The sequence below is a fragment of the Pseudomonas sp. AAC genome, assembly GCF_000725445.1.
Taxonomy (GTDB): Bacteria; Pseudomonadota; Gammaproteobacteria; order Pseudomonadales; family Pseudomonadaceae; genus Pseudomonas; species Pseudomonas citronellolis.
Window position 1 is genome coordinate 338,496 of record NZ_KL647096.1, and the last position, 20,603, is coordinate 359,098.

The 20,603-nt window shown below is 69.4% G+C and carries 18 protein-coding genes; 3 read left to right on the forward strand and 15 right to left on the reverse strand.

Going from position 1 to position 20,603, the window contains the following annotated elements; genetic code table 11:
• Window positions 1–57 precede the first annotated feature (57 nt).
• From FG99_RS11375 to FG99_RS11395, 5 genes are all read right to left on the reverse strand, one after another.
• Window positions 58–1,953, reverse strand: a complete 1,896-nt coding sequence (locus FG99_RS11375; protein ID WP_043269649.1) for a cytochrome c/FTR1 family iron permease — start codon at window positions 1,951–1,953, stop codon at window positions 58–60.
• Between the two features lie 77 nt (window positions 1,954–2,030).
• Window positions 2,031–2,660 carry a LysE family transporter gene (locus FG99_RS11380; protein ID WP_009615056.1) on the reverse strand — a complete coding sequence of 210 codons (630 nt, stop codon included), beginning with the start codon at window positions 2,658–2,660 and terminating at the stop codon, window positions 2,031–2,033.
• A gap of 540 nt (window positions 2,661–3,200) precedes the next feature.
• The gene (locus FG99_RS11385) at window positions 3,201–3,959 is read right to left on the reverse strand and encodes a TerC family protein (protein WP_043269651.1); all 759 of its coding nucleotides are present in this window, start codon (window positions 3,957–3,959) and stop codon (window positions 3,201–3,203) included.
• A gap of 39 nt (window positions 3,960–3,998) precedes the next feature.
• Entirely contained in the window at window positions 3,999–4,559 is a 561-nt protein-coding gene (locus FG99_RS11390) for a mechanosensitive ion channel family protein (protein WP_043269653.1), read from the reverse strand.
• The gene (locus tag FG99_RS11395; protein ID WP_043269655.1) at window positions 4,559–6,472 is read right to left on the reverse strand and encodes an ATP-binding cassette domain-containing protein; all 1,914 of its coding nucleotides are present in this window, start codon (window positions 6,470–6,472) and stop codon (window positions 4,559–4,561) included. The genes FG99_RS11390 and FG99_RS11395 overlap by 1 nt, the downstream gene beginning before the upstream one ends.
• Window positions 6,473–6,519: 47 nt before the next feature.
• Between FG99_RS11395 and FG99_RS11400 the strand changes: the two genes are divergently transcribed.
• Window positions 6,520–6,996, forward strand: coding sequence for a TIGR02444 family protein (locus tag FG99_RS11400; RefSeq protein WP_043269657.1), 477 nt, complete (start codon window positions 6,520–6,522; stop codon window positions 6,994–6,996).
• Here FG99_RS11400 and FG99_RS11405 read toward each other — a convergent pair.
• From FG99_RS11405 to FG99_RS11415, 3 genes are all read right to left on the reverse strand, one after another.
• The gene (locus FG99_RS11405) at window positions 6,993–8,264 is read right to left on the reverse strand and encodes an AlgP family protein (RefSeq protein WP_043269659.1); all 1,272 of its coding nucleotides are present in this window, start codon (window positions 8,262–8,264) and stop codon (window positions 6,993–6,995) included. The two genes, FG99_RS11400 and FG99_RS11405, sit on opposite strands and share 4 nt — an antisense overlap.
• A 324-nt stretch (window positions 8,265–8,588) precedes the next feature.
• Window positions 8,589–9,056 (reverse strand): Rsd/AlgQ family anti-sigma factor, encoded by a 468-nt coding sequence (locus FG99_RS11410; RefSeq protein ID WP_009615050.1) that lies wholly within the window; start codon window positions 9,054–9,056, stop codon window positions 8,589–8,591.
• A 246-nt stretch (window positions 9,057–9,302) separates the two neighbouring features.
• Entirely contained in the window at window positions 9,303–9,785 is a 483-nt protein-coding gene (locus FG99_RS11415) for a disulfide bond formation protein B (RefSeq protein ID WP_043269662.1), read from the reverse strand.
• A 114-nt stretch (window positions 9,786–9,899) separates the two neighbouring features.
• Here FG99_RS11415 and FG99_RS11420 point away from each other — a divergent pair, with 114 nt between their 5' ends.
• The gene (locus tag FG99_RS11420; RefSeq protein WP_051878782.1) at window positions 9,900–11,000 is read left to right on the forward strand and encodes a PQQ-dependent sugar dehydrogenase; all 1,101 of its coding nucleotides are present in this window, start codon (window positions 9,900–9,902) and stop codon (window positions 10,998–11,000) included.
• A 62-nt stretch (window positions 11,001–11,062) separates the two neighbouring features.
• On the opposite strand, the gene FG99_RS11425 is transcribed toward FG99_RS11420, so the two are convergent.
• The 6 genes from FG99_RS11425 to FG99_RS11450 form a co-directional block, all read right to left on the reverse strand.
• Entirely contained in the window at window positions 11,063–12,301 is a 1,239-nt protein-coding gene (locus tag FG99_RS11425) for a heme biosynthesis HemY N-terminal domain-containing protein (protein WP_043269666.1), read from the reverse strand.
• Complete coding sequence (locus tag FG99_RS11430) at window positions 12,298–13,413, reverse strand: uroporphyrinogen-III C-methyltransferase (protein WP_043269667.1); 1,116 nt, start codon at window positions 13,411–13,413, stop codon at window positions 12,298–12,300. Before FG99_RS11430 ends, FG99_RS11425 begins: the two co-directional genes overlap by 4 nt.
• A gap of 22 nt (window positions 13,414–13,435) precedes the next feature.
• Entirely contained in the window at window positions 13,436–14,200 is a 765-nt protein-coding gene (locus tag FG99_RS11435; RefSeq protein WP_043269668.1) for a uroporphyrinogen-III synthase, read from the reverse strand.
• The gene (gene hemC / locus FG99_RS11440; protein WP_043269669.1) at window positions 14,197–15,138 is read right to left on the reverse strand and encodes a hydroxymethylbilane synthase; all 942 of its coding nucleotides are present in this window, start codon (window positions 15,136–15,138) and stop codon (window positions 14,197–14,199) included. Before hemC ends, FG99_RS11435 begins: the two co-directional genes overlap by 4 nt.
• A 177-nt stretch (window positions 15,139–15,315) precedes the next feature.
• Entirely contained in the window at window positions 15,316–16,062 is a 747-nt protein-coding gene (gene algR / locus FG99_RS11445) for an alginate biosynthesis regulator AlgR (RefSeq protein ID WP_043269670.1), read from the reverse strand.
• Between the two features lie 4 nt (window positions 16,063–16,066).
• Window positions 16,067–17,137, reverse strand: coding sequence for a sensor histidine kinase (locus tag FG99_RS11450; RefSeq protein WP_009615041.1), 1,071 nt, complete (start codon window positions 17,135–17,137; stop codon window positions 16,067–16,069).
• Between the two features lie 231 nt (window positions 17,138–17,368).
• On the opposite strand from FG99_RS11450, the gene argH reads away from it, so the two are divergent.
• A complete protein-coding gene (gene argH, locus FG99_RS11455; RefSeq protein ID WP_043269672.1) occupies window positions 17,369–18,763 on the forward strand; it encodes an argininosuccinate lyase in 1,395 nt (464 codons plus the stop codon).
• A gap of 412 nt (window positions 18,764–19,175) precedes the next feature.
• Here argH and FG99_RS11460 read toward each other — a convergent pair whose 3' ends face one another.
• On the reverse strand, window positions 19,176–20,405 hold the full coding sequence (locus FG99_RS11460; protein WP_043269674.1) for an HDOD domain-containing protein: 1,230 nt from the start codon (window positions 20,403–20,405) through the stop codon (window positions 19,176–19,178).
• Window positions 20,406–20,603: the final 198 nt, after the last annotated feature.

Consider the following 20,603-nt stretch of genomic DNA (forward strand, 5'->3'; position numbering starts at 1 on the left):
CCCGAAAATGACGACGGCCAGTATCGCACTGGCCGTCGGGGTTTGCCGCGTACCGCCTCAGGGCAGCGCCGCGGCCTTGCGTTTTTCCGCCAGCAGGCTGCGCCCGTAGAGCACCACCACCGCCAGCAGCGCCAGGGCCTGGGCCGATAGCGAGTAGGCGTCGGCCTTGATGCCCAGCCAGTCGAAGTCGAAGAAGGGCACCGGGCGGGTGCCGATCACCCCGGCTTCCTGCAGGGCCACCACGCCGTGCCCGGCGAACACCACCGAGAGCGCGCAGAGCAGCGCGGCGTTAACGGTGAAGAACAGCTTCAGCGGCAGTTTCGCCGAGCCGCGCAGGATCACCCAGGCCAGGCCGATCAGCAGCACCACCGCGCAGCCGGCGCCGGCGATGACCGCGCTGTGCCCGGCCGGGCCGGCCTGCAGCCAGAGGGTTTCGTAGAACAGGATGACCTCGAACAGCTCGCGGTACACCGAGAAGAACGCCAGCACGGCGAAGCCGAAGCGCCCGCCGCCGCCCACCAGGCTGCTGCGGATGTAGTCCTGCCAGGCCGCGGCGTGGCGGCGGTCGTGCATCCACACGCCGAGCCAGAGCACCATCACGCAGGCGAACAGCGAGGTGAAGCCCTCCATCAGCTCGCGCTGGGCGCCGCCGATGTCGATCACGTAGGCCGCCAGCGCCCAGGTGGCGAAGCCGGCGACGAAGGCCAGGCCCCAGCCGACGTGCACGCCGCGGGTAGCAGCTTCCTGCCCGGTATTGCGCAGGAAGGCGAGGATGGCGGCGAGCACCAGGATGGCTTCCACGCCCTCGCGCAGCAGGATCAGCAGGGCCGAGACGAAGCTGATGGTGCTGCTCAGGGAGTCGCCGCTGAGCGCCTTGGCGGCTTCGCCAAGCTTGCCCTTGGCGCGCTCCAGCTGCTGCGCCACCTGGGCTTCGGGCAGGCCGTCGCGCAGCGTCTGGCGATAGGCCATGAGCTCTTTCTCGGTGGCCTTGCGCAGGGTGGCGTCGACGTTGTCCAGCGAGCTTTCCACCAGCTCGAAGCCTTCCAGGTAGGCGGCTACCGAGAGGTCGTAGGCCTGGTCGTGGTCGCCCTGGCGGTAGATGGCGAAGCTCTTGTCCAGGGTCGCGGCGGTGTAGTCGATCAGCTGCGCCGGGCCGCGGTGTTCCAGCGGCGGGTGCGCGCGCAGGGCGCGGAAGCTCTGCGCGGCGGCGTCGCCGTCACGGGCGGCCACTTCGGCCGGGGTCTGGGTGGCCAGGCTCGCCAGCGGGTAGGCGTGGGCGCCGTCGGGCTGGGCGGCGGCGGCGCTCAGGCCGGCGACGTAGGCGGCCAGGTCCCAGCGCTGGCGCTCGTCCAGCTGGTCGGCGAAGGCCGGCATGTCGGTGCCGGCGATGCCCAGGCCGATCACCGTGCGCAGGTCGTAGAGGCTCAGCTGGTCCAGGCGCGCGCGGGCCGTGAGGTCGGCCGGCGGCGGCTGCAGGCCGATGCCCGCCGGGCCGTCGCCCTTGCCGGCATCGCCGTGGCAGATCGAGCACTGCTGGGCGTAGAGCGGGGCGCCGCGGGCCGGGTCGGGGGTGATGGCGGGGGTCTGCACCACCTGGTAGACGTCTGCCAGGCGCGCTTCCAGGTGCCGCGCCTGCTGCGCCACCTGGGCGCCGGGCTGGCGCTGCTCGATGGCCCGGCGCAGGCCGGCCACCTCGCGCTCCAGGTCGGCCCGCTCGGGGCGCGCCGGCAGGGCCGGCAGCAGCGCCTGCAGCTGGCCGGCGAACTCCAGTTGCTCCTTGTATTCGGTGGCATCGACCACCTGCCCGGCGTTCACCGTCGGCGGGTAGTCGGCAGCCAGGTAGCTCAGCAGGTGCAGGGCCTGGGAGGGGTCGACCGGCGCGTCGGCCAGGGCCGTGAGGCTAGCGCCGCAAAGCAGCGGCAGCAGCCAGATGAGAAGCTTTGGAAGGCGCATGGCGAAAGAAGAATGAGAATGGAGGGCGCCAATACTACTCCGCCACCATTCGGGCGCCTAGGCGGCGCCCGTCGGCTTCACACCGGGGCGCGGCGGACGGTGGCCAGCAGCGCGGCGGCGCCGAGGAACAGGCTGGCGAAGGTGCGGTTCATCAGCCGTTGCTGGCGCGGCGAGCGCAGCGCGCGCAGCACCCGCGCGGCCAGCCCGGTGTAGCCGGCCATGACGATCAGGTCGACGCAGATCATGGTGGCGCCCATGATCACGTACTGCATCGCCATCGGCCGGTGCGGGTCGACGAACTGCGGCAGCACGGCGAGCATGAAGATCACCGCCTTGGGGTTGCTGGCGTTGACCAGGAAGCCGCGCAGCACCAGGCTCAGCGGGCGGCCGATGGGGCGCTCGGCGTCGGCCTGCATCACCTGCGGGGCGGCGCTCCACTGGCGCCAGGCGAGGTAGGCCAGGTAGACCACGCCGAACCACTTGATCACGCTGAAGGCCAGCGCCGAGGTGGCCAGCAGCGCGCCGACGCCCGCGGCGACCACGGCGATCTGCAGAGCCAGACCGATCTGCAGGCCCAGGGCGTTCCAGTAGCCGCGCCAGAAGCCGTACTGCAGGCCACAGGACATCGAGGCGATGGCCCCGGCGCCGGGCGACAGGCTGATCACCCAGCAGGCGATGAGGAAGGCGAACCAGGTACTGGCGAGCATGGTGGACCTCGTGGCGAAAAATCTTGTTACGGGTAGCCAGTGTGCCCGAGTCGCGCGTTGCCGTGTAGGGCGGATAACCGTTCGCGGTTATCCGCCGTTTGACCTTGATCCCAGGCGCGCTTCGGGCTTGGTCACGGAGCACCTCTTTCCGGGCGCGTCGAGCCGTAGGATGGGTCGAGCGAAGCGATACCCATCGGCGTGACTCCGGCATTCCCCTGTAGGCGGGCCCTGCGCGCTAATCGCGGGCAGGGCCCGCTTACCGCATGAGCGAGCATGGCTTTTCGTAGGATGGCGTTGAGCGAAGCGATACCCATCGGCGTGACTCCGGCATTCCCCTGTAGGAGCGCGCCCTGCGCGCGAATCGCGGGCAGGGCCCGCCTACCGCATGAGCGAGCATGGCTTTTCGTAGGATGGCGTTGAGCGAAGCGATACCCATCACCGTGACTCCGGCATTCCCCTGTAGGAGCGCGCCCTGCGCGCGAATCGCGGGCAGGGCCCGCTCCTACAGGTGTGGAGGAAGCCCGGCGCGGGGCCAGCCAATCAGCTCGGCAGGTCCTTGCGCAGCTTCACCGGCTCTTCGCCGCGCTTGCGCGCCAGGGCGCCGCGCAGGCGGATGTTGAGGGCTTCCACCGCCAGCGAGAAGGCCATGGCGAAGTAGACGTAGCCCTTGGGCACGTGGACCTCGAAGGCCTCGGCCACCAGCACGGTGCCGACCACGATGAGGAACGACAGCGCCAGCATCTTCAGCGACGGGTGCTTGTCGATGAAGTCGCTGATGGTGCCGGCGGCGAGCATCATCACGCCGACCGAGATGACGATGGCGGCGATCATCACCGGCACGTTCTGCACCAGGCCCACGGCGGTGATCACCGAGTCCAGGGAGAAGATGATGTCGATGATCGCGATCTGCACGATCACCGCCATGAAGCCGCGGCTCCTGGCGCTGCCCTGCCCGCCTTCCTCGGCGCCTTCCAGGCTGTGGTAGATCTCCATGGTGCTCTTGAACAGCAGGAACAGGCCGCCGAAGAACAGGATCAGGTCGCGCCCGGAAACGCCCTGGCCGAACACCTCGAAGAGGTCGGCGGTCAGGCGCATCACCCAGGTGATCGACAGCAGCAGGAGGATCCGCGTGCCCATCGCCAGCGCCAGGCCGAAGAACCGCGCCTTGGGCTGCTGCGCCGCCGGCAGGCGGCTGACCAGGATGGAGATGAAGATGATGTTGTCGATGCCCAGGACGATCTCCAGGGCGGTCAGGGTCAGAAAGGCGACCCAGATTTCAGGGCTAGCGAGCCATTCCATAGTGCGTGGGTATCCGTGTGGGAACAGGGGTTGTGGTTGTTATCTTCCGCTGCTCAGCCCGGGCCCTTTCCAGCGCCGGATGGCCTTCTGGAAGAACAGGCTGTTGGGCACCTGCAGCAGGGCGCTGGTGCCGTCCTCGAAGGTTTCCTCGAGGGTGGTGTAGAGCAGGTTGATGGCGCTGACGCGGCCCTTCACGCCGGGCTTGTCGGCCGACTCGATGACCTCCACCAGGTCGCCCAGGCGGAACGGCCCGACGGTGAAGATCAGCAGCGCGCAGAACAGGTTGGAGAGCACGCTCCAGATGGCGAAGAAGGCCACCGCGGCGACCGCGACGAAGCCGGTCAGCGCGGTCCACAGCACCTGGGCGGAAACCCCCAGGCGCTCCAGCACCATCATCAGCGCCGAGCCCATGATCAGCCAGCGCAGGCCGCCGCGCAGCGGCAGCAGCAGTTCGTGGGGGATCGGGTAGCGCTGCGCCAGGCGGTTCAGCCCGCGCGCCACCATGCGCTGCAGCACCCAGGCCAGCAGCAGGATGAGGACGATCTGCAGGCCGCGCAGCAATGGATCGCTCCAGGCGACGAGCAGCGGCAGGTCTTCCATCACTCGGCTCCTTCGAGCTGGGCCTGGAGGTTCTCCAGGGTTTCCAGGGCTACCAGCCAGGCTTCCTCGACCTCGGCCTCGCGGGCTTTCAGGCTCGCCTGCCGGGCCAGCAGGTCACGCAGTTCGTCCTTGCGCGCGTTCTCGTAGAGGGCGCTGTCGCCGAGCTTTTCCTCCAGCGCGGCGAGCTTCTCGTGGATGCCGCCCAGCTCCTTCTCCAGCTTGTCCGCCTCGCGCTTGTGCGGCGCCAGCTGCTGGCGCAACGCGGCGGCGGCCTGGCGCTGGGCGCGCTTGTCGGTCTTCTCGGCGGCCGCCGCGCCGGCATTGGCGACCGGCGCCTGGCGCGCGCGGAAATCCACCAGCCAGCGGGCATAGTCGTCGAGGTCACCGTCGAAGTCTTGCACGCGGCCGTCGGCCACCAGCAGGAACTGGTCGGTGGTGCTCTTGAGCAGGTGACGGTCGTGGGACACCACCACCACCGCCCCGGAGAACTCCTGCAGGGCCATGGTCAGGGCCAGGCGCATCTCCAGGTCAAGGTGGTTGGTCGGCTCGTCGAGCAGCAGCAGGTTGGGCTTCTGCCAGGCGATCAGGGCCAGCGCCAGGCGCGCTTTCTCGCCGCCGGAGAAGTTCAGCACCGGCTCGTCGCAGCGCGCGCCGCGGAAATCGAAGCCGCCGAGGAAGTCGCGCAGGGTCTGCTCGCGCTCGCCCGGGGCGATACGCTGCAGGTGCAGCAGCGGGCTGGCCTTGGCGTCCAGCGAGTCGAGCTGGTGCTGGGCGAAGTAGCCGATGGCGAGGTTCTCGCCGCGCGCCAGGTGCCCGGCCAGTAGCGGCAGGTCGCCGGAAAGGGTCTTGATCAGGGTCGACTTGCCGGCACCGTTGGGGCCCAGCAGGCCGATGCGCGCGCCGGGCACCAGTTGCAGCTTGACCTTCTCCAGCACCGTCTTCTCGCCGTAGCCCAGGCGCGCCTCGGACAGGTCCAGCAGCGGGCTGGAAATCTTGTCCGACTCGCGGAAGACGAAGTCGAACGGCGAGTCGACGTGGGCCGGGGCCAGCTCCTCCAGGCGTTCCAGGGCCTTGATGCGGCTCTGCGCCTGGCGCGCCTTGGTGGCCTGGGCGCGGAAGCGGGCGATGTACTTTTCCATGTGGGCGCGCTGCGCCTGCTGCTTCTCGTAGGCCTGCTGCTGTTGCGCCAGGCGCTCGGCGCGGGTGCGCTCGAAGGCCGAGTAGCCGCCGCGATAGAGCGTCAGCTTGCGCTGTTCGAGGTGCGCCACGTGGTCGACCACGGCGTCGAGGAAGTCGCGGTCGTGGGAGATCAGGATGAGCGTGCCCGGGTAGCCCTTCAGCCACTCCTCCAGCCAGAGGATGGCGTCAAGGTCGAGGTGGTTGGTGGGTTCGTCGAGCAGCAGCAGTTCGGACGGGCACATCAGTGCCTGGGCCAGGTTCAGGCGCATCCGCCAGCCACCGGAGAAGTCGCCGACGCGGCGCTCCATCTGCTCGGCGGTGAAGCCCAGGCCGGCCAGCAGCTTGCGCGCCCGCGCGTCGGCGGTGTAGCCGTCGGCGTTGTCCAGCTCGGTGTGCAGGCGCGCTACGGCGGCGCCGTCGTGGGCGTTCTCGGCGATGGCCAGCTGCGCCTGGATCTCGCGCAGACGCACGTCGCCGTCGAGGACGTAGTCCACGGCCTGGCGCTCGAGGGTGTCCACCTCCTGGCGCATGTGCGCGATGCGCCAGTCGGCGGGGATCCGGCAGTCGCCGGCGTCCTGGCCGAGTTGGCCGCGCAGCAGGGCGAACAGGCTCGATTTGCCGGCGCCGTTGGCGCCGATCAGGCCGACTTTCTGGCCGGCATGCAAGGTCAGTTCGGCACCTTCCAGCAAGCGCTGGGGGCCACGCTGTAGCGTAAGATTTTGGAGTCGAATCATGGCGGCGGAGTTTATCAGCTTCGCCGCGCAACCGCTGTGGGAGCCCTATGACAGAAGATATCTGGTCGTTTGCCCTCGACCTCTACGCGCAGCCGGGCGTCGAGGCGGCCTGCCTGGAGCTGCAGGAAGCCGGCGCCGACGTCTGCCTGCTGCTGGCCGGGGCCTGGTTCGCCGCTCGCGGCCGGGCCTGCTCCGAACAACGCCTGGACACCCTGGCGAAGGCCTCCGCCAACTGGCAACGCGAGGTGGTGAAGCCGCTGCGGACGCTGCGCCAACAGTGGAAGGCGGGGGCGCAGGACGACACCCATCTGGAAGAACTACGGGAAACCCTGAAAACGCTGGAGCTGCGCGCCGAACGCCTGCAACTGGAGCGGCTGGCGGAAGCGGGACGGGACTGGACGGAAGAAGAGGCCGGAAGCGAACTGGACGCCTGGCTGCAGGGCTGCGCCGGCGAAGCGGGGAAGGCACGCCGCGGTGCGCTGCAACAGCTGCGCACCGCGGCGGCTTCGCGAGCGGCGTCTTAGGAAGCGCTGCTCGGAGTGGCGGCCGGAGCGCTCGGCGCTACCGGAGCCGGTGCGGCGCTGGCGACCGGAGCGGTCGACGCGGCCGGGGCAGCGGGAGCAGCCGGGGTAGCGGCCGGAGCTGTAGGCTTGGCGGCGACGGCAGGCTTGGCCGCGGGTTTCGCAGCGGCGGGCTTGGCGGCCGGTTTGGCAGCAGGCTTCGCAGCGGCAGGCTTGGCAGCCGGTTTGGCGGCAGGCTTCGCAGCAGCAGGCTTGGCAGCCGGTTTGGCGGCAGGCTTCGCAGCAGCGGGCTTGGCGGCCGGTTTGGCAGCAGGCTTCGCAGCAGCGGGCTTGGCAGCCGGTTTGGCGGCGGGCTTCGCGGCAGCAGCTTTGGCAGCCGGCTTGGCGGCAGGCTTCGCAGCAGCAGCCTTGGCAGCCGGCTTGGCGGCAGGCTTCGCAGCAGCAGCTTTGGCAGCCGGCTTGGCGGCGGGCTTCGCGGCAGCAGCTTTGGCAGCCGGTTTAGCGGCGGGCTTCGCAGCAGCAGTTTTAGCAGCCGGCTTGGCGGCGGGCTTCGCAGCAGCAGCCTTGGCAGCCGGTTTAGCGGCGGGCTTCGCAGCAGCAGCCTTGGCAGCCGGTTTAGCGGCGGGCTTCGCAGCAGCAGCCTTGGCAGCCGGCTTGGCGGCGGGCTTCGCAGCAGCAGCCTTGGCAGCCGGTTTAGCGGCGGGCTTCGCAGCAGCAGCCTTGGCAGCCGGTTTAGCGGCGGGCTTCGCGGCAGCAGCCTTGGCAGCCGGCTTGGCGGCAACGGCCTTGGCGGCCGGTTTGGCGGCAGGCTTGGCAGCGGCAGCCTTGACCACCGGCTTGGCGGCGACAGGCTTGGCGGCGGCAACCGGCTTGCGGGTGGCCAGCGACTTGCCGACCGCTTCCTTCACCTTGCTCACGCCCTGGGCCAGCTTCAGGCTTTCCTGGACGTCACGCTTGAGGTTGGCGATGTAGGCGCGGGTTTCCGCCTGACGGCCCTTCAGTGTTTCCAGCACCTCTTCCAGCTCTGCGATGCCGGCCTTGGCCTTGGCTTGTGCCTTGGCCTTCCCGGACTTGCCTGCTTCCTGCAGTTTGGTGCGTGCCTTGTGCAGTTTGTCCTGCGCTTTGGCACGTTGCTTTTCCAGCTTGGCGTGCAGTTTCTCGGAGTCCACCAGGGCCTGCTTGCAAGCGGTCTCCAGGTGCTCGATCAGACTGTGGGAAAGTTGCTGCAGCAGATGCAAAGGGGTGGTGACAGGTTTCTTGTTGGCCGACATGACGTGCCTCCTGGCGTACGTGGTTGCGCCCATACTAGACCCGCGCAGGCCCTCTCGCCAACGCCCCCATAAAGCTGAAACCCGCGCCAGGCACAATCTGCAGCCGTTTTTCCACAGGCCGGACAGCAGCCCGCGGGCACGCCATCTCCAGCGACACCCTCGCCAACGACGCCACAGACTGCCGCCACGAGGCCGTCAGGCGGAACTTTCCGAATGGCTGTAAGCCTCGTAGTACGCGGCTTTCAGCCACCTCGACGAGGTTTTCGCGGGCATGAAAAAAGGGCGCGTCCGCAAGGACCGCGCCCCTTTTCCCGCCCGCCAGAATCAGGCGGTGACCGTGCGCTGTTCGTGGGCGTTGTGCAGCACCTCGATCAGGCAATCTTCCAGTTCGAAACGCTCGTGAAGCTGTTGGCACAGCAGCTTCAACTCGTTGGTGAGGCAGGTGCCTTCGCGGCAATCGCCGTTGTCGCAGCGATCGGTGAAGTTCAATGCGGACGCGGTGATGGCTTCCAGGCGCGGGTAGATCTGCTTGGCCAGTTCCAGGCCGCGCGCATCGCCGAAGGCCTTGGCCTCGTCCATCAGCTGTTCGTAGACCTCGAAGTGGCCGGCGGAGACGTAGTCGACCAGGCGCTGGCAGAAGTTCTCCAGCCCCTCGCCATTGACGGCGGGCGCCTGGGGTCCGGATAGCGAATCGAAGGCCTGGATGAGTTCCTGGCGGTCACGCAACCAGCGGTCGATCAGTTGGTGGACGCCTCCCCAACGTTCCTGGGCATTGCGGCAGCTCTCGAGCATCTTGTCCTCGCTTCCCTCGGCCTGTCCCGGCGGTTCCGCGGCGGGACAGTTCTCTGTCGAATGCGGGCACTCGCCGGCGTTCTACCGCTCTGATGGCGGAATCCCGGCGGTGCGGAAGACCAGAGTATGCCCGCGGGATGTCCGCTTCAAGACACCTTTCGTGGGAAAATTCATACGAGCGTTTAATCGGCAGCCCGCGACGGCGCTGGCTTCGCGCCGTAGGACAGTTCTGCCGCCGCGCGGCGATCAGCCGCGGCGCAGAAACTGGAAGACGGCGAACAGGGCGAAGCCGACGAAGGCCAGCAGGCTCCACTCCGGGATGCTCAGGCTGAGCAGCGTCCAGGTCACCTCGGCGCAGTCGGCCGAGCCGTGGAACATGGTCCAGAGGATGTCCGCGTAGGGCATGGTCTGCATCATGTAGTCCAGCGGCGGCAGGCAGGACGGCAGTTGGTCCGGCGGCAGGGTCTGCAGCCAGATCTGCCGGCCGGCGGTGCCGGCCCCGCCCAGCGAGCAGAGCAGCACCAGCACCGAGTAGATGCGCCGGCCGCGGCCATGCAGCGCGGCGATCAGCGAGAACAGCCCGGCGCCGGCGAAGAAGATGCGCTGCACGATGCACAGCGGGCAGGGTTCCAGGCCGACGACGTACTGCAGGTAGAAACCGGCGCCGAGCATGGCGGCGCAGGCGAGGAAGGCGAGGAAGAACAGGGAACGCGGGCTGGCCAGGTTCATGGCGGCTCCAGTGGCACGGCATTTTCGGAAAGGCCGCTACGGTAGAGGAAATTCCGCGGGCCTTTCAAGGCGGCGGGCTAGACTGGGCCGGACAGCCATCAGGGAATTCCTACCATGCGTCGACAGCTGATCCTACTCGCCGCGCTGCTGTTCGTCCCCCTCCCCGGTGCATTCGCCGCCTCGGTCGTGGAGCGGCTCAAGGTGCCCGAAGGGTTCCGCATCGAGGTGCTCAGCGACCAGCTGCCCAACGCCCGCGCCATGGCCCTGGGCAGCGAGGGCACGCTCTTCGTCGGCAGCCGCGAGGCCGGCAAGGTGTACGCCCTGCGCCCCGGCGAACAGCGCCCGCGGGTGATCGCCAGCGGCCTGAAGATGCCCAGCGGCGTGGCCTTCCACCAGGGCGATCTGTACGTCTCGGCTGTCAGCCGCCTCTACGTGCTGCGCGACATCGAGACGCACCTGGATGCGCCGCCAAAACCCGAGGAACTGCCGCCGCAGTTCCCCGGCGAGACGCACCACGGCTGGAAGTTCATCGCCTTCGGCCCCGACGGCAAGCTCTACGTGCCGGTGGGCGCGCCCTGCAACATCTGCCGCCCGGACCGCGAGCGCTACGCCAACCTGCAGCGCATGCAGCCGGGCGGCAGCCAGCGCGAAGTGGTGGCCTATGGCGTGCGCAACACCGCGGGCTTCGACTGGGACGCCCAGGGCCGGCTGTGGTTCACCGACAACGGCCGCGACCTGCTCGGCGACGACCAGCCCGACGACGAGCTGAACCGCGTGGGCAAGGCCGGCGACGACTTCGGCTACCCGGACTGCCATGCCGGGCGCATCGCCGACCCGGAGTTCGCCCAGCGTCCCTGCTCGGCCTTCGTCGCGCCGGTGGCCGGCCTCGGCGCCCACGTGGCGGCGCTGGGCATGCGTTTCTACAGCGGCGGGCAGTTCCCCGCCGAGTACCGCGGCAACGTCTTCATCGCCGAGCACGGCTCGTGGAACCGCAGCCGCAAGGTGGGCTACCGGGTGGTGCGCGTCGAGCTGAACGCGGACGGCTCGCTGAAACGCCAGAGCCTGTTCGCCGAAGGCTGGCTGCAGCCCGGCGAGGAAGTGCTGGGGCGCCCCGCCGACGTGCTGGTGGCCGCGGACGGGTCGCTGCTGGTGAGCGACGACATGGCCGGGGCGATCTACCGCATCCGCTACGTCGGCAAGCAGGCCGGCAAGTAGGCGGCAGCTGTCAGCCCAAACGAAAGCGGCGCCCGAGGGCGCCGCGTTTCATCCGAACCGTCTTACGCTTTCGCAGGCAACTGGACTGCACTGCCTACGGGCGCGCCGAACAGACCGAGGCCTTCCTGGAACAGCCTGTTGCTGCGCTCGGTTTCCCCCAGGTGCGCCAGCAGGCGCGCAAGCTCGGCACAGGTCTCGGCGCTGTGCTGGCGGGCCAGGCTGGCCTCCAGGTAGTCGCGGGCCTTGCCCCAGAGCTTGTCGGCCAGGCACAGGCGGCCCAGGGACAAGAGCAGGACGGGGTCGTCGGGATACTTCTTCAGCCAGGCCTCGGCGTTCTGCAGCTGGCGCGCCGGGTCGCCGCCGCGGGCCTTGCCGTAGAGCAGCATCAGGCGTTCGTCGTAGCCTTCCTTGAGGGCCTGGCGCAGGACCTTCTCCGCCTCCTCGGGCGCGCCCAGGCGCAGCAGCTGCTGGGCATAGGCGGCGACCAGCAGCGGCTGGGCGCGCAGGTTGGCGGGCAGGTTCTGCCAGGTCTGGGTGAGCGGCTGCAGGGCCGTCTCGCCCTGCCCCACGCCCTGCTCGCCGGCGGCTTCCAGGGCGGCGATCCAGGCGCGGCGCTCCAGGTCGCTGAGCTGGGCGTTCTCCAGCACGCGCTCCTTGCGCAGCTCCGGCAGCAGGGCCAGCAACGGGCGCCAGTCCTGCAGGCTGACGTAGAGCTGCTGGAGCAGGCGCAGCACCGTGGGGTGGCGCGGGTGTTCCTCGTGCAGCTTCACCAGCACCGCGCGGGCCGGCTCGAAGGCGCCACGGTTGATCAGCAGTTGCGCGCGCGTCAGGCCCACGGCCAGCTCCGTGCCGGGCTGGCGTTCCAGGGCGCGGTCGAGCAACAGGTCGCACTCGTCGAAGCGCCCCAGCTCATTGGCCGCGCGGGCCGCGCCCAGGTAGCTGGACAGGCTGTGCTGGTTCAGTTCGGCGGCGCGCCGCAGGTGGCGCAGGGCCGGGGCCCAGTGGCCTTCGGCGAGGTCGCGCTGGCCGTGTTCCTCGGCCATTTCGGCGCGGCGGCGGCGGTTGAAGCGCGACCAGGGGTTGACCACCCGCCCGGACACGCCGACCAGGCGCAATACCAGGCGCACCGCCAGGTACAGCAGCCAGACCAGCGCCAGCAGGGCGAGGAAGGTCCACAGGCTGGATTCGTAGCGGAAGCTCTTGTAGGCGATCAGCACGTAGCCCGACTGCTCGGCGATGGCCAGGCCGACCAGGGTGGCAGCGACCACCAGGGCCAGGACCAGCAGGTAGACGCGGCTCATTGGCTACCCTCCGCCTGGGGCGCGGCGGGCGCCTGCTGCTGGTCGAGGGCGGCCTGGTCGCGGCGCACCACGTAGGCCTGCAGGGCGCCCAGCGCCGGGGTCAGGTCGGGCACCTGCACGGCCACCGGCTGCTGCGCCAGCTCGTCGATGCGCAGGCCCAGGGCGCGGCTGTCGGCGAGGTCGGCGTTGAAGAAGTCGCCGAGGATCTGCCGGGCCTGCTTCAGGGCCTGTTGGTAGACTTCCTGGCGCCCGTTGAGCGCGGCCCACTGCGCCTGCTCCAGGGCCAGGCTCAGGGCCAGGCGCACGCGCGTCAGCTGTTGCCCGGAGAGCAGCGGGCGCACGTCCTGGCCGGCGTTGAAGTCGATGCGCACGTAGCGCGAGATGCGTTCCCACCACTGGTCCAGGGTGCTGCTGCCGTCGCCCCAGGCGGTGGTCGAGGCCTTGCCCGGGCCTTCCTTGAAGCTCGGCTCCAGCGGTTGCAGCTGGGCGGCCTGCTCGCGCAGCGCGCCGAGTTGCAGGAACAGCCCGGTGCGGTCCGGCTGCGGCAGGCTGCGCAGGGCTTCGAGGCTCTTGGCCAGTTGCGCGCGGGCAGCGAAGGCGCCCGGGTCGTTCTGCGCGCGGAGGATGTCGTCGGCGCCCTGCACCAGTTGCGTGGCGCTGTCGATGTCCTGCAGCGCGGAAAGGCGCAGCGAGGCGAGGCGCATCAGGTGCTCGGCCTCGGCCAGGCGCCACTGCTGGCGGCTCTGCCCGAGGACCTGCTTGAACTGCTGGGCCAGGTGCTGCTGGTCGCCCTGCAGCTCGACCACCAGGCGCCGGCGGGCCTCCAGCTCGTCGGCGCTGGGCAGCGCATCCAGGCGCTTGTCCAGCGCGCTGTTGTGGTTGAGCAGGCTCTGCGCCTCGCCGCGGGTTTCTTCCAGCTGCTGCGCGCGGGCCTGGTCGCGGGCCTGCAGTTGCTGCGTCTGCCACAGCCCCCAGCCACCGACGCCGAGGCCGGCGACGCCGACCAGCAGGGCGAGCAGGGCCAGGCCGTTGCCGGACCGGGCCGGAGCGGGCGGGGTCGGCTCGACGGGGGTATCTTGCGGGGTGTCTTGGGGAGTGACGGCTTCGCTCACAGGTCCATCCTTCGCTCGGAAATTATTCTTCGTCGGCGCCCCTGAGCGCCTCCAGCAGGGCCGCGGCATTCGCCCCGCGGCAATCGATCACGCGTCGCGCACCGGCGTCCCGGGCCAGTTCGGCGACCCGCGGGCTGGGCACGAACAAGGGTAGCCCGGCCAGGCGCGGCCAGTCCTCCCCGGCCACGCGCAGCAGGTGTTCCAGGCCCTGGCCGCTGCTCACCACCAGGCCGTTCAGTGCTTCGTCACGCACCCGCCGCGCCAGCTCGCCCGCCGGGTAGCCCGGCAGCACGCGACGGTAGAGTTCCAGATAATCCACCGCCACGCCTTGGCCGCGCAGGCGCTCGGCGAGGAATTCCCGGCCACCTTCGCCACGCAGGATCAGCGCCCGCGGCCCGGGCACCTGCAGGGCGCGGGCCAGCGCCGGCAGGGCCAGCAGCGCTTCGCTGTCGTCGCCGTTCTCCGGGTGGTGCACACGCAGGCCGTAGTCATCGAGGATAGCCGCGGTGGCCGCGCCGACCGCGAACCAGTCCTGGCGCGCCGGCGGCTGCGGCCAGTAGCGGTCGATGCGCTCCACGCCCAGGCGCGCAGCAGGCTTGCTGACCACCACCACGGCGCAGTAGCGGTCCAGGTCGAGCAGCAGGCTGCGCTGCTCGGGGGTTTCTTCCAGCGGCTCGATAGCCAGCAGCGGCAGGCTGGCGCTGGCCACGCCGTGCTCGGCGAGGCTGGCGGCCAGGGCCGCGCACTCGTCCTGCGGCCGCGTCAGCAGCAGGCGCCAGTGGCTCACTGCGGGCCGGCCTCGCCATAGACGGCGGCGAGGATATCGGCCGCGCCCTGTTCCAGCAGGTCTTCGGCGACCTGCACGCCCAGCGCCTCGGCCTCGGCCAGGGGCGCGCGGGCTTCGGCGCGCAGCAGTTGCGAGCCGTCGGGCTGGCCGACCAGGCCGCGCAGCCACAGCTGCTCGCCCTCGCGCACGGCGTAGCAGGCGATGGGCACCTGGCAGCCGCCGTTGAGGCGCTTGTTCAGGGCGCGCTCGGCGGTCACCCGCAGCGCGGTGTCGGCGTGGTGCAGCGGCGCCAGCAGCGCGTGGATCTCGGCGTCCGCGCTGCGGCACTCGATGCCCACGGCGCCCTGGCCGCCGGCCGGCAGGCTGTCTTCGACGCCGATGCTGGAGCGGATGCGCGCCTCGAAGCCGAGGCGGATCAGGCCGGCGGCGGCGAGGATGATGGCGTCGTATTCGCCGGCGTCGAGCTTGGCCAGGCGGGTGTTGACGTTGCCGCGCAGGAAGCGGATCTGCAGGTCCGGGCGGCTGGCCAGCAACTGGGCCTGGCGGCGCAGGCTGGAGGTGCCGACCACGCTGCCGGCGGGCAGCTCGGCGAGGCTGGCGTAGGTGTTGGAGACGAAGGCGTCGCGCGGGTCCTCGCGCTCGCAGATGCAGTACAGGCCCAGGCCCTCGGGGAAGTCCATGGGCACGTCCTTCATGGAGTGCACGGCGATGTCGGCCGCGCCCTCCAGCAGGGCGGTCTCCAGCTCCTTGACGAACAGGCCCTTGCCGCCGATCTTCGCCAGCGGCGCATCGAGCAGCTTGTCGCCGCGGCTGGTCATCGGCAGCAGGCTCACGCGCAGGCCGGGATGGGCCTGCTCCAGACGGGTCTTGACGTACTCGGCCTGCCACAGGGCCAAAGCGCTCTGACGGGTGGCGATGCGGATTTCGCGGGACGACATGGGCAATTCCGGACAAAGGACTGCCGAGGATGATAACAGGCTTCGGCGCCCAGGCTTTCCCCCCTGCGACGCCGAGGCAAGCATTCAGCCCATCCCCGGGATTGCGCTTCGCCCGCAGAGCCGCCGCCTACGCCGCATGCTCTTAGCCTGCCGCCTATAGCCTGCAGCCTGCCGCCCTCAAAGGTTATGCATCAACCGGCGCACGCCGGCGACGTGGCGCCGGCTCACGGTCAGGGCGTCGCCGTCCAGGCCCTTGAGGTAAAGCTGAAAATGCCCCAGCGGAGTACGTTGCAGGCGCTCGATGCGCTCGCGCGAGACCAGGGCGTTGCGGTGGATGCGCACGAAGCGCTCGCCGAACTCGTCCTCCAGCGCCTTCAGCGGCTCGTCCAGCAGCACCTCGCCGCCGGCGTGGCGCAGGGTCACGTACTTGTGGTCGGCAATGAAGAAGATCACGTCCTCCAGGGGGATCAGCTCGATGCCCTTGCGCGTCCGCGCGCTGATGTGGCTGCGCGGGCCGGGGCCGCCGGCGGCCGGCGGCCTGGTCAGCGCCGCCAGTTGGATGCGGTTGGGCCTGGAGGCTTTCTTCAGGGCCTCGGCCAGGTCCTCGGCGCGCACCGGCTTGACCAGGTAGCCGACCGCGCTGACCTGGAAGGCCTCCAGGGCGAATTCATCGTGGGCGGTGCAGAAGATCACCGCCGGGGGGGCTTCGCGCTCGCACAGCTTGGCGGCGACCTGGAGCCCATCCAGGCCGGGCATGCGGATATCCAGCAGGACGATATCCGGCTTCAGGCTGTCGATCAGCGCCAGCGCTTCTTCGCCGTTGCTGGCGGAGGGTTCGAGGACGCGGTAGCCGTCCAGTTGCCCCACCAGTCGGGCCAGGCGCTCGCGCGCCAGGGGTTCGTCATCGACGATCAGGACATTCATAAGCTCAGGCTTCCTGCATGAGACGCGCACATGGATAGCGTAGACAGGTGTAGTGCCGTCCGTCACGGCGTTCGACGCTGAGACTCGCTTTTGGCCCGAAAAGTGCCGCAATTCGCGCTGCGATATTCTGCAGCGCCTGCTTGGTCCCCTTCGTGGGCAGCGTCTGCGTCGACTCGTCGTAAGGGTTGCTCACGCACAGCTGGAACACACCGTCACGATAGTCCGCCTCAACCTTCACCAGGCCGCCTTCGATGCGCGGCTGGATACCGTAGATCAATGAATTCTCCAACAGTGGCTGCAGGGTCAGCTGCGGGATGGGCACGCCGTCGGGCACGCCGCTCACCTGCCAATCCAGTTGCAGCCGGTCGCCCAGGCGATACTGCTCTATGGAAAGATAGCGCCTGGCCAACTCCAGTTCCTCCCCCCAGGAAATTAAAGTCCCCGGCTTGGCCAGGCTGGCGCGGAACAGGTCCGACAGGTTCAGCACCGCCTGTTCGGCCTTGCCCGGGTCCAGCTCGATCAGGCTGGCGATGCTGTTCAGGCTGTTGAACAGGAAGTGCGGACGGATGCGCGCCTGCAACGACTCGATGCGCGCGCGCAGCTCGGCCTGTTCCTGCCTGCGCCATTGGCTCTGCAGATAAAAGTAGCGTAGCAACAAGGCCGACATGATGAGGGCGATCAACGCATGGCGCAGGTACAGGTTGACCTCGCCCTTGATCGACAGCGGCCCGCCCAGGGCGTAGTAGTCGGCCACCGCGGTGCAGCCGAGGGTCAGCAGCACCACCAGCAGGCAGCTGGCCAGCCCCGCGCCCCACGCCGGCCAGCGCGCCAGCAGCGGCCGCAGGCGGCACAGCAGGCCGGCCGAGAGCAGCACTATCCACTGCACGAACAGCGAGGCCAGGGCCAGGCGCACCCAGTTGAAACTGGGCGTCATCGGCTCGGCCAGCACCAGTACCAGCACCAGCAGCTCGGCCAGCAGGACCAGGCTGAACAGCGCTTCGCTCTGGCACAGTTCGGGAATGAAGAAATCGTCTTGGGTTGCCGGCTGGTCGCCGGTCTTGGCTTGGTTTGGCATCGACGAAGTTTCCGCAAGCCTCCACGCCTCGGCAAGCGGCTCGTAGCCTGCCGGGCGAATTCGAGCACCGAAATGTCGACTGCGCCGCGCCCGGGCGGGGCGCCCTTGTCCTTCCCCCCGCCACACCCGTCGCGGCGCACGCCGTTTTTGACCTTCAGCCTGCTATTATCGTCGGACTTTGCCCTTCCTGCAGGCGGCGAACGCGCCTGCCCGTTTCCGCGAGAGAGATCCATGAGCGTAGAGAAGACCAACCAGTCCTGGGGCGGCCGCTTCAGCGAGCCCGTCGACGCCTTCGTCGCCCGCTTCACCGCCTCCGTCGACTTCGACAAACGCCTCTACCGCCACGACATCATGGGTTCCATCGCCCACGCCACCATGCTGGCCAAGGCCGGCGTGCTGACCGACGCCGAGCGCGACGCCATCATCGACGGCCTGAAGCAGATCCAGGCCGAGATCGAGGCCGGCAGCTTCGACTGGCGCGTCGACCTGGAAGACGTGCACATGAACATCGAGGCGCGCCTGACCGACCGCATCGGCGTCACCGGCAAGAAGCTGCACACCGGCCGCAGCCGCAACGACCAGGTGGCCACCGACATCCGCCTGTGGCTGCGCGACGAGATCGACCTGATCCTGGCCGAGATCACCCGCCTGCAGCAGGGCCTGCTGGGCCTGGCCGAGGCGGAAGCCGACACCATCATGCCCGGCTTCACCCACCTGCAGACCGCGCAGCCGGTGACCTTCGGCCACCACCTGCTGGCCTGGTTCGAAATGCTCAGCCGCGACTACGAGCGCCTGGTGGACTGCCGCAAGCGCGTCAACCGCATGCCCCTGGGCAGCGCCGCGCTGGCCGGCACCACCTACCCGATCCAGCGGGAAATCACCTGCGAACTGCTGGGATTCGAAGCGATCTCCGGCAACTCGCTGGACGGCGTGTCCGACCGTGACTTCGCCATCGAATTCTGCGCCGCCGCCTCCCTGGCGATGATGCACCTGTCGCGCTTCTCCGAAGAGCTGGTGCTGTGGACCAGCGCGCAGTTCCAGTTCATCGACCTGCCCGACCGCTTCTGCACCGGCTCCTCGATCATGCCGCAGAAGAAGAACCCCGATGTGCCGGAACTGGTGCGCGGCAAGTCCGGCCGCGTGTTCGGCCACCTCACCGGCCTGCTGACGCTGATGAAGGGCCAGCCGCTGGCGTACAACAAGGACAACCAGGAAGACAAGGAACCGCTGTTCGACGCCGCCGACACCCTGCGCGACAGCCTGCGCGCCTTCGCCGACATGGTCCCGGCGATCAAGCCCAAGCGCGAAATCATGCGCGAGGCGGCTCGCCGCGGCTTCTCCACCGCCACGGACCTGGCCGACTACCTGGTGCGCAAGGGCCTGCCCTTCCGCGACTGCCACGAGATCGTCGGCCACGCAGTGAAATACGGTGTGGACAGCGGCAAGGACCTGGCCGAGATGAGCCTGGAAGAGCTGCGCAAGTTCAGCGACCAGATCGACGACGACGTCTTCGCCGTGCTGACCCTGGAAGGCTCGGTGAACGCCCGCGACCACATCGGCGGCACCGCCCCCGCCCAGGTCCGCGCCGCCGTGGCGCGCGGCCGGGAGCTGCTGGCCAAGCGTTGAGGCGTTGGCGCGTCAGCCATAGTCAGCCATAAAGGAACGCCGCTTCCCGTGAGGGGAAGCGGCGTTTTTTATTGTCTGCGTGCGGTCCATGCCCTGCTGTGAACGGTAGGAGCGGGCCCTGCCCGCGATTTCGCGCGCAGGGCGCGCTCCTACAGGGGAATGGCGCAGGTGGAGCGGCGTAGGACCGCGAAACGCGCCGGAACGTCCGGCTATCGCGGAAAAGTTCCTACGTTCCAGGAAGCACGGCTTTTCGTAGGATGGTGTTGAGCGAAGCGATACCCATCACCACGGCAGCATGGGTTTCGCAAGCTCAACCCATCCTACGAAAAGCGCTTCGGCGCAGCCGGCAAGACAGCCGCTCCCACCACAACCGGCGGGCGCGGCTTCTCGTGCAGCCGGAAAACGGTTGATCCTATGAGGCGCTTGGCTCCTCGGCGTCACAGAACTTCTGCAGCAACTGCAACTCCACCGGCCCCAGCCCAAGCATCCGCAGCGCCTTCTCTTCCTTCAACTGCCCAGCCTGGGACGCCGGCAAGCGCGCCGCCCTGGCCGCCAGGTTGAGGATCAGCGCCTTGCGCGAGAACACCCCGCTGCCCATGCCGTAGCACGCGGCGACCAACCCGCGCAGCTCCAGCGGCAGGCGCCAGCGCGCGCGCAGCGTGGAGCCGAAACTGGCGCCGAAGGTCTTGAGGCTGTCGTCGATCTCCTGGTCTTCCAGCGCCCCGCCACGCCGGCACCACTCTTCCAGGGTACGCAGCACCGCGAGGTCGCCCAGGCAATGCAGCAAGCCCGCGGTGTAGCAGCGTGGCGCGTCGACGTCGAGGCTCTCGGCCAGGGCCTCGGCGGCATCCGCGGTGCGCTGGGAAAGCGCCCAGAACGCCGCGGCGCGCTCCTTCAGGCGTGGCTCCACAAGCTGCGCGGCGCGCTCCAGGCTGAGCCCCAGGACCAGGTTGCAGGCCTGGGCCAGGCCGAGGCGGGCCAGCGCCTGGGCGAGGGTCAGGCAGGGCATGCCGACGTGCCGCGCGGCGCTGTTGGCCGCGGCGATCAGGCAGGCGGTGATCTGCGGGTCGCGACCGAATTCTTCCTCCAACTGCTCCAGGCTGACGCCCTCGGTGTTCAGGCAACGGCTCGCCGACTCGCCGACCTCCGCCAGCAGGGGCGCGCCCTCGGCGGCGTCGCGGGCCTCGGCGAGAAAGTCGGCCAGGCTGCCGGTGGGCTCCCGGGGCACGGCGCAGCTGACTTCCTGCCCCGGCTCCAGCAGCAGGCTGCGCAGGCGCTGGCGCAGGTCCTCGGCATTGAACGGCTTGACCAGGTAGGCGCTGGGCGCCAGCGGCAGCACCGCGCGCACGCTGGCCCCATCGGCCTTGGCGCTGATCAGGATGAAGTCCGGCGCGCTCGCCCCGCGGCGGCTGCGGCGCAGGTGGCGGAGCAGGTCGATGCCGTCGGTGCCGGCCAGTTCCTGCTCGGCCAGCACCAGGGCGAAGGCGCGCAAGCGGCAGGCATCGATGGCCTGGTCGCCGTCCTCGCAGTATTCGATGGCCGCGTCGCAACGCACGCTCAGCACCAGTTGCCCAAGCAGTTCGCGGTTCCAGGGGTCGGCGGCGGCGACCAGAACGGTCGGCGCGGCGCTGAGTGCTGTCATGGAGATCCTCTCGCAGATGCGCGCGCACCTTAACCGAGTCGCAAGGCGCCTGCCAGAGGGCAGCCCGGACGACATCGCGCGCAGGACAGGATAGCTGATGCGGCGCCGCTCTCCGATACGACCAAGGGGGTAGATGCATCACGGCGCCGCAGCCGGAGCGGAACCCCGGAAAAAGAAAAGGCCCGCTTGCGCGGGCCT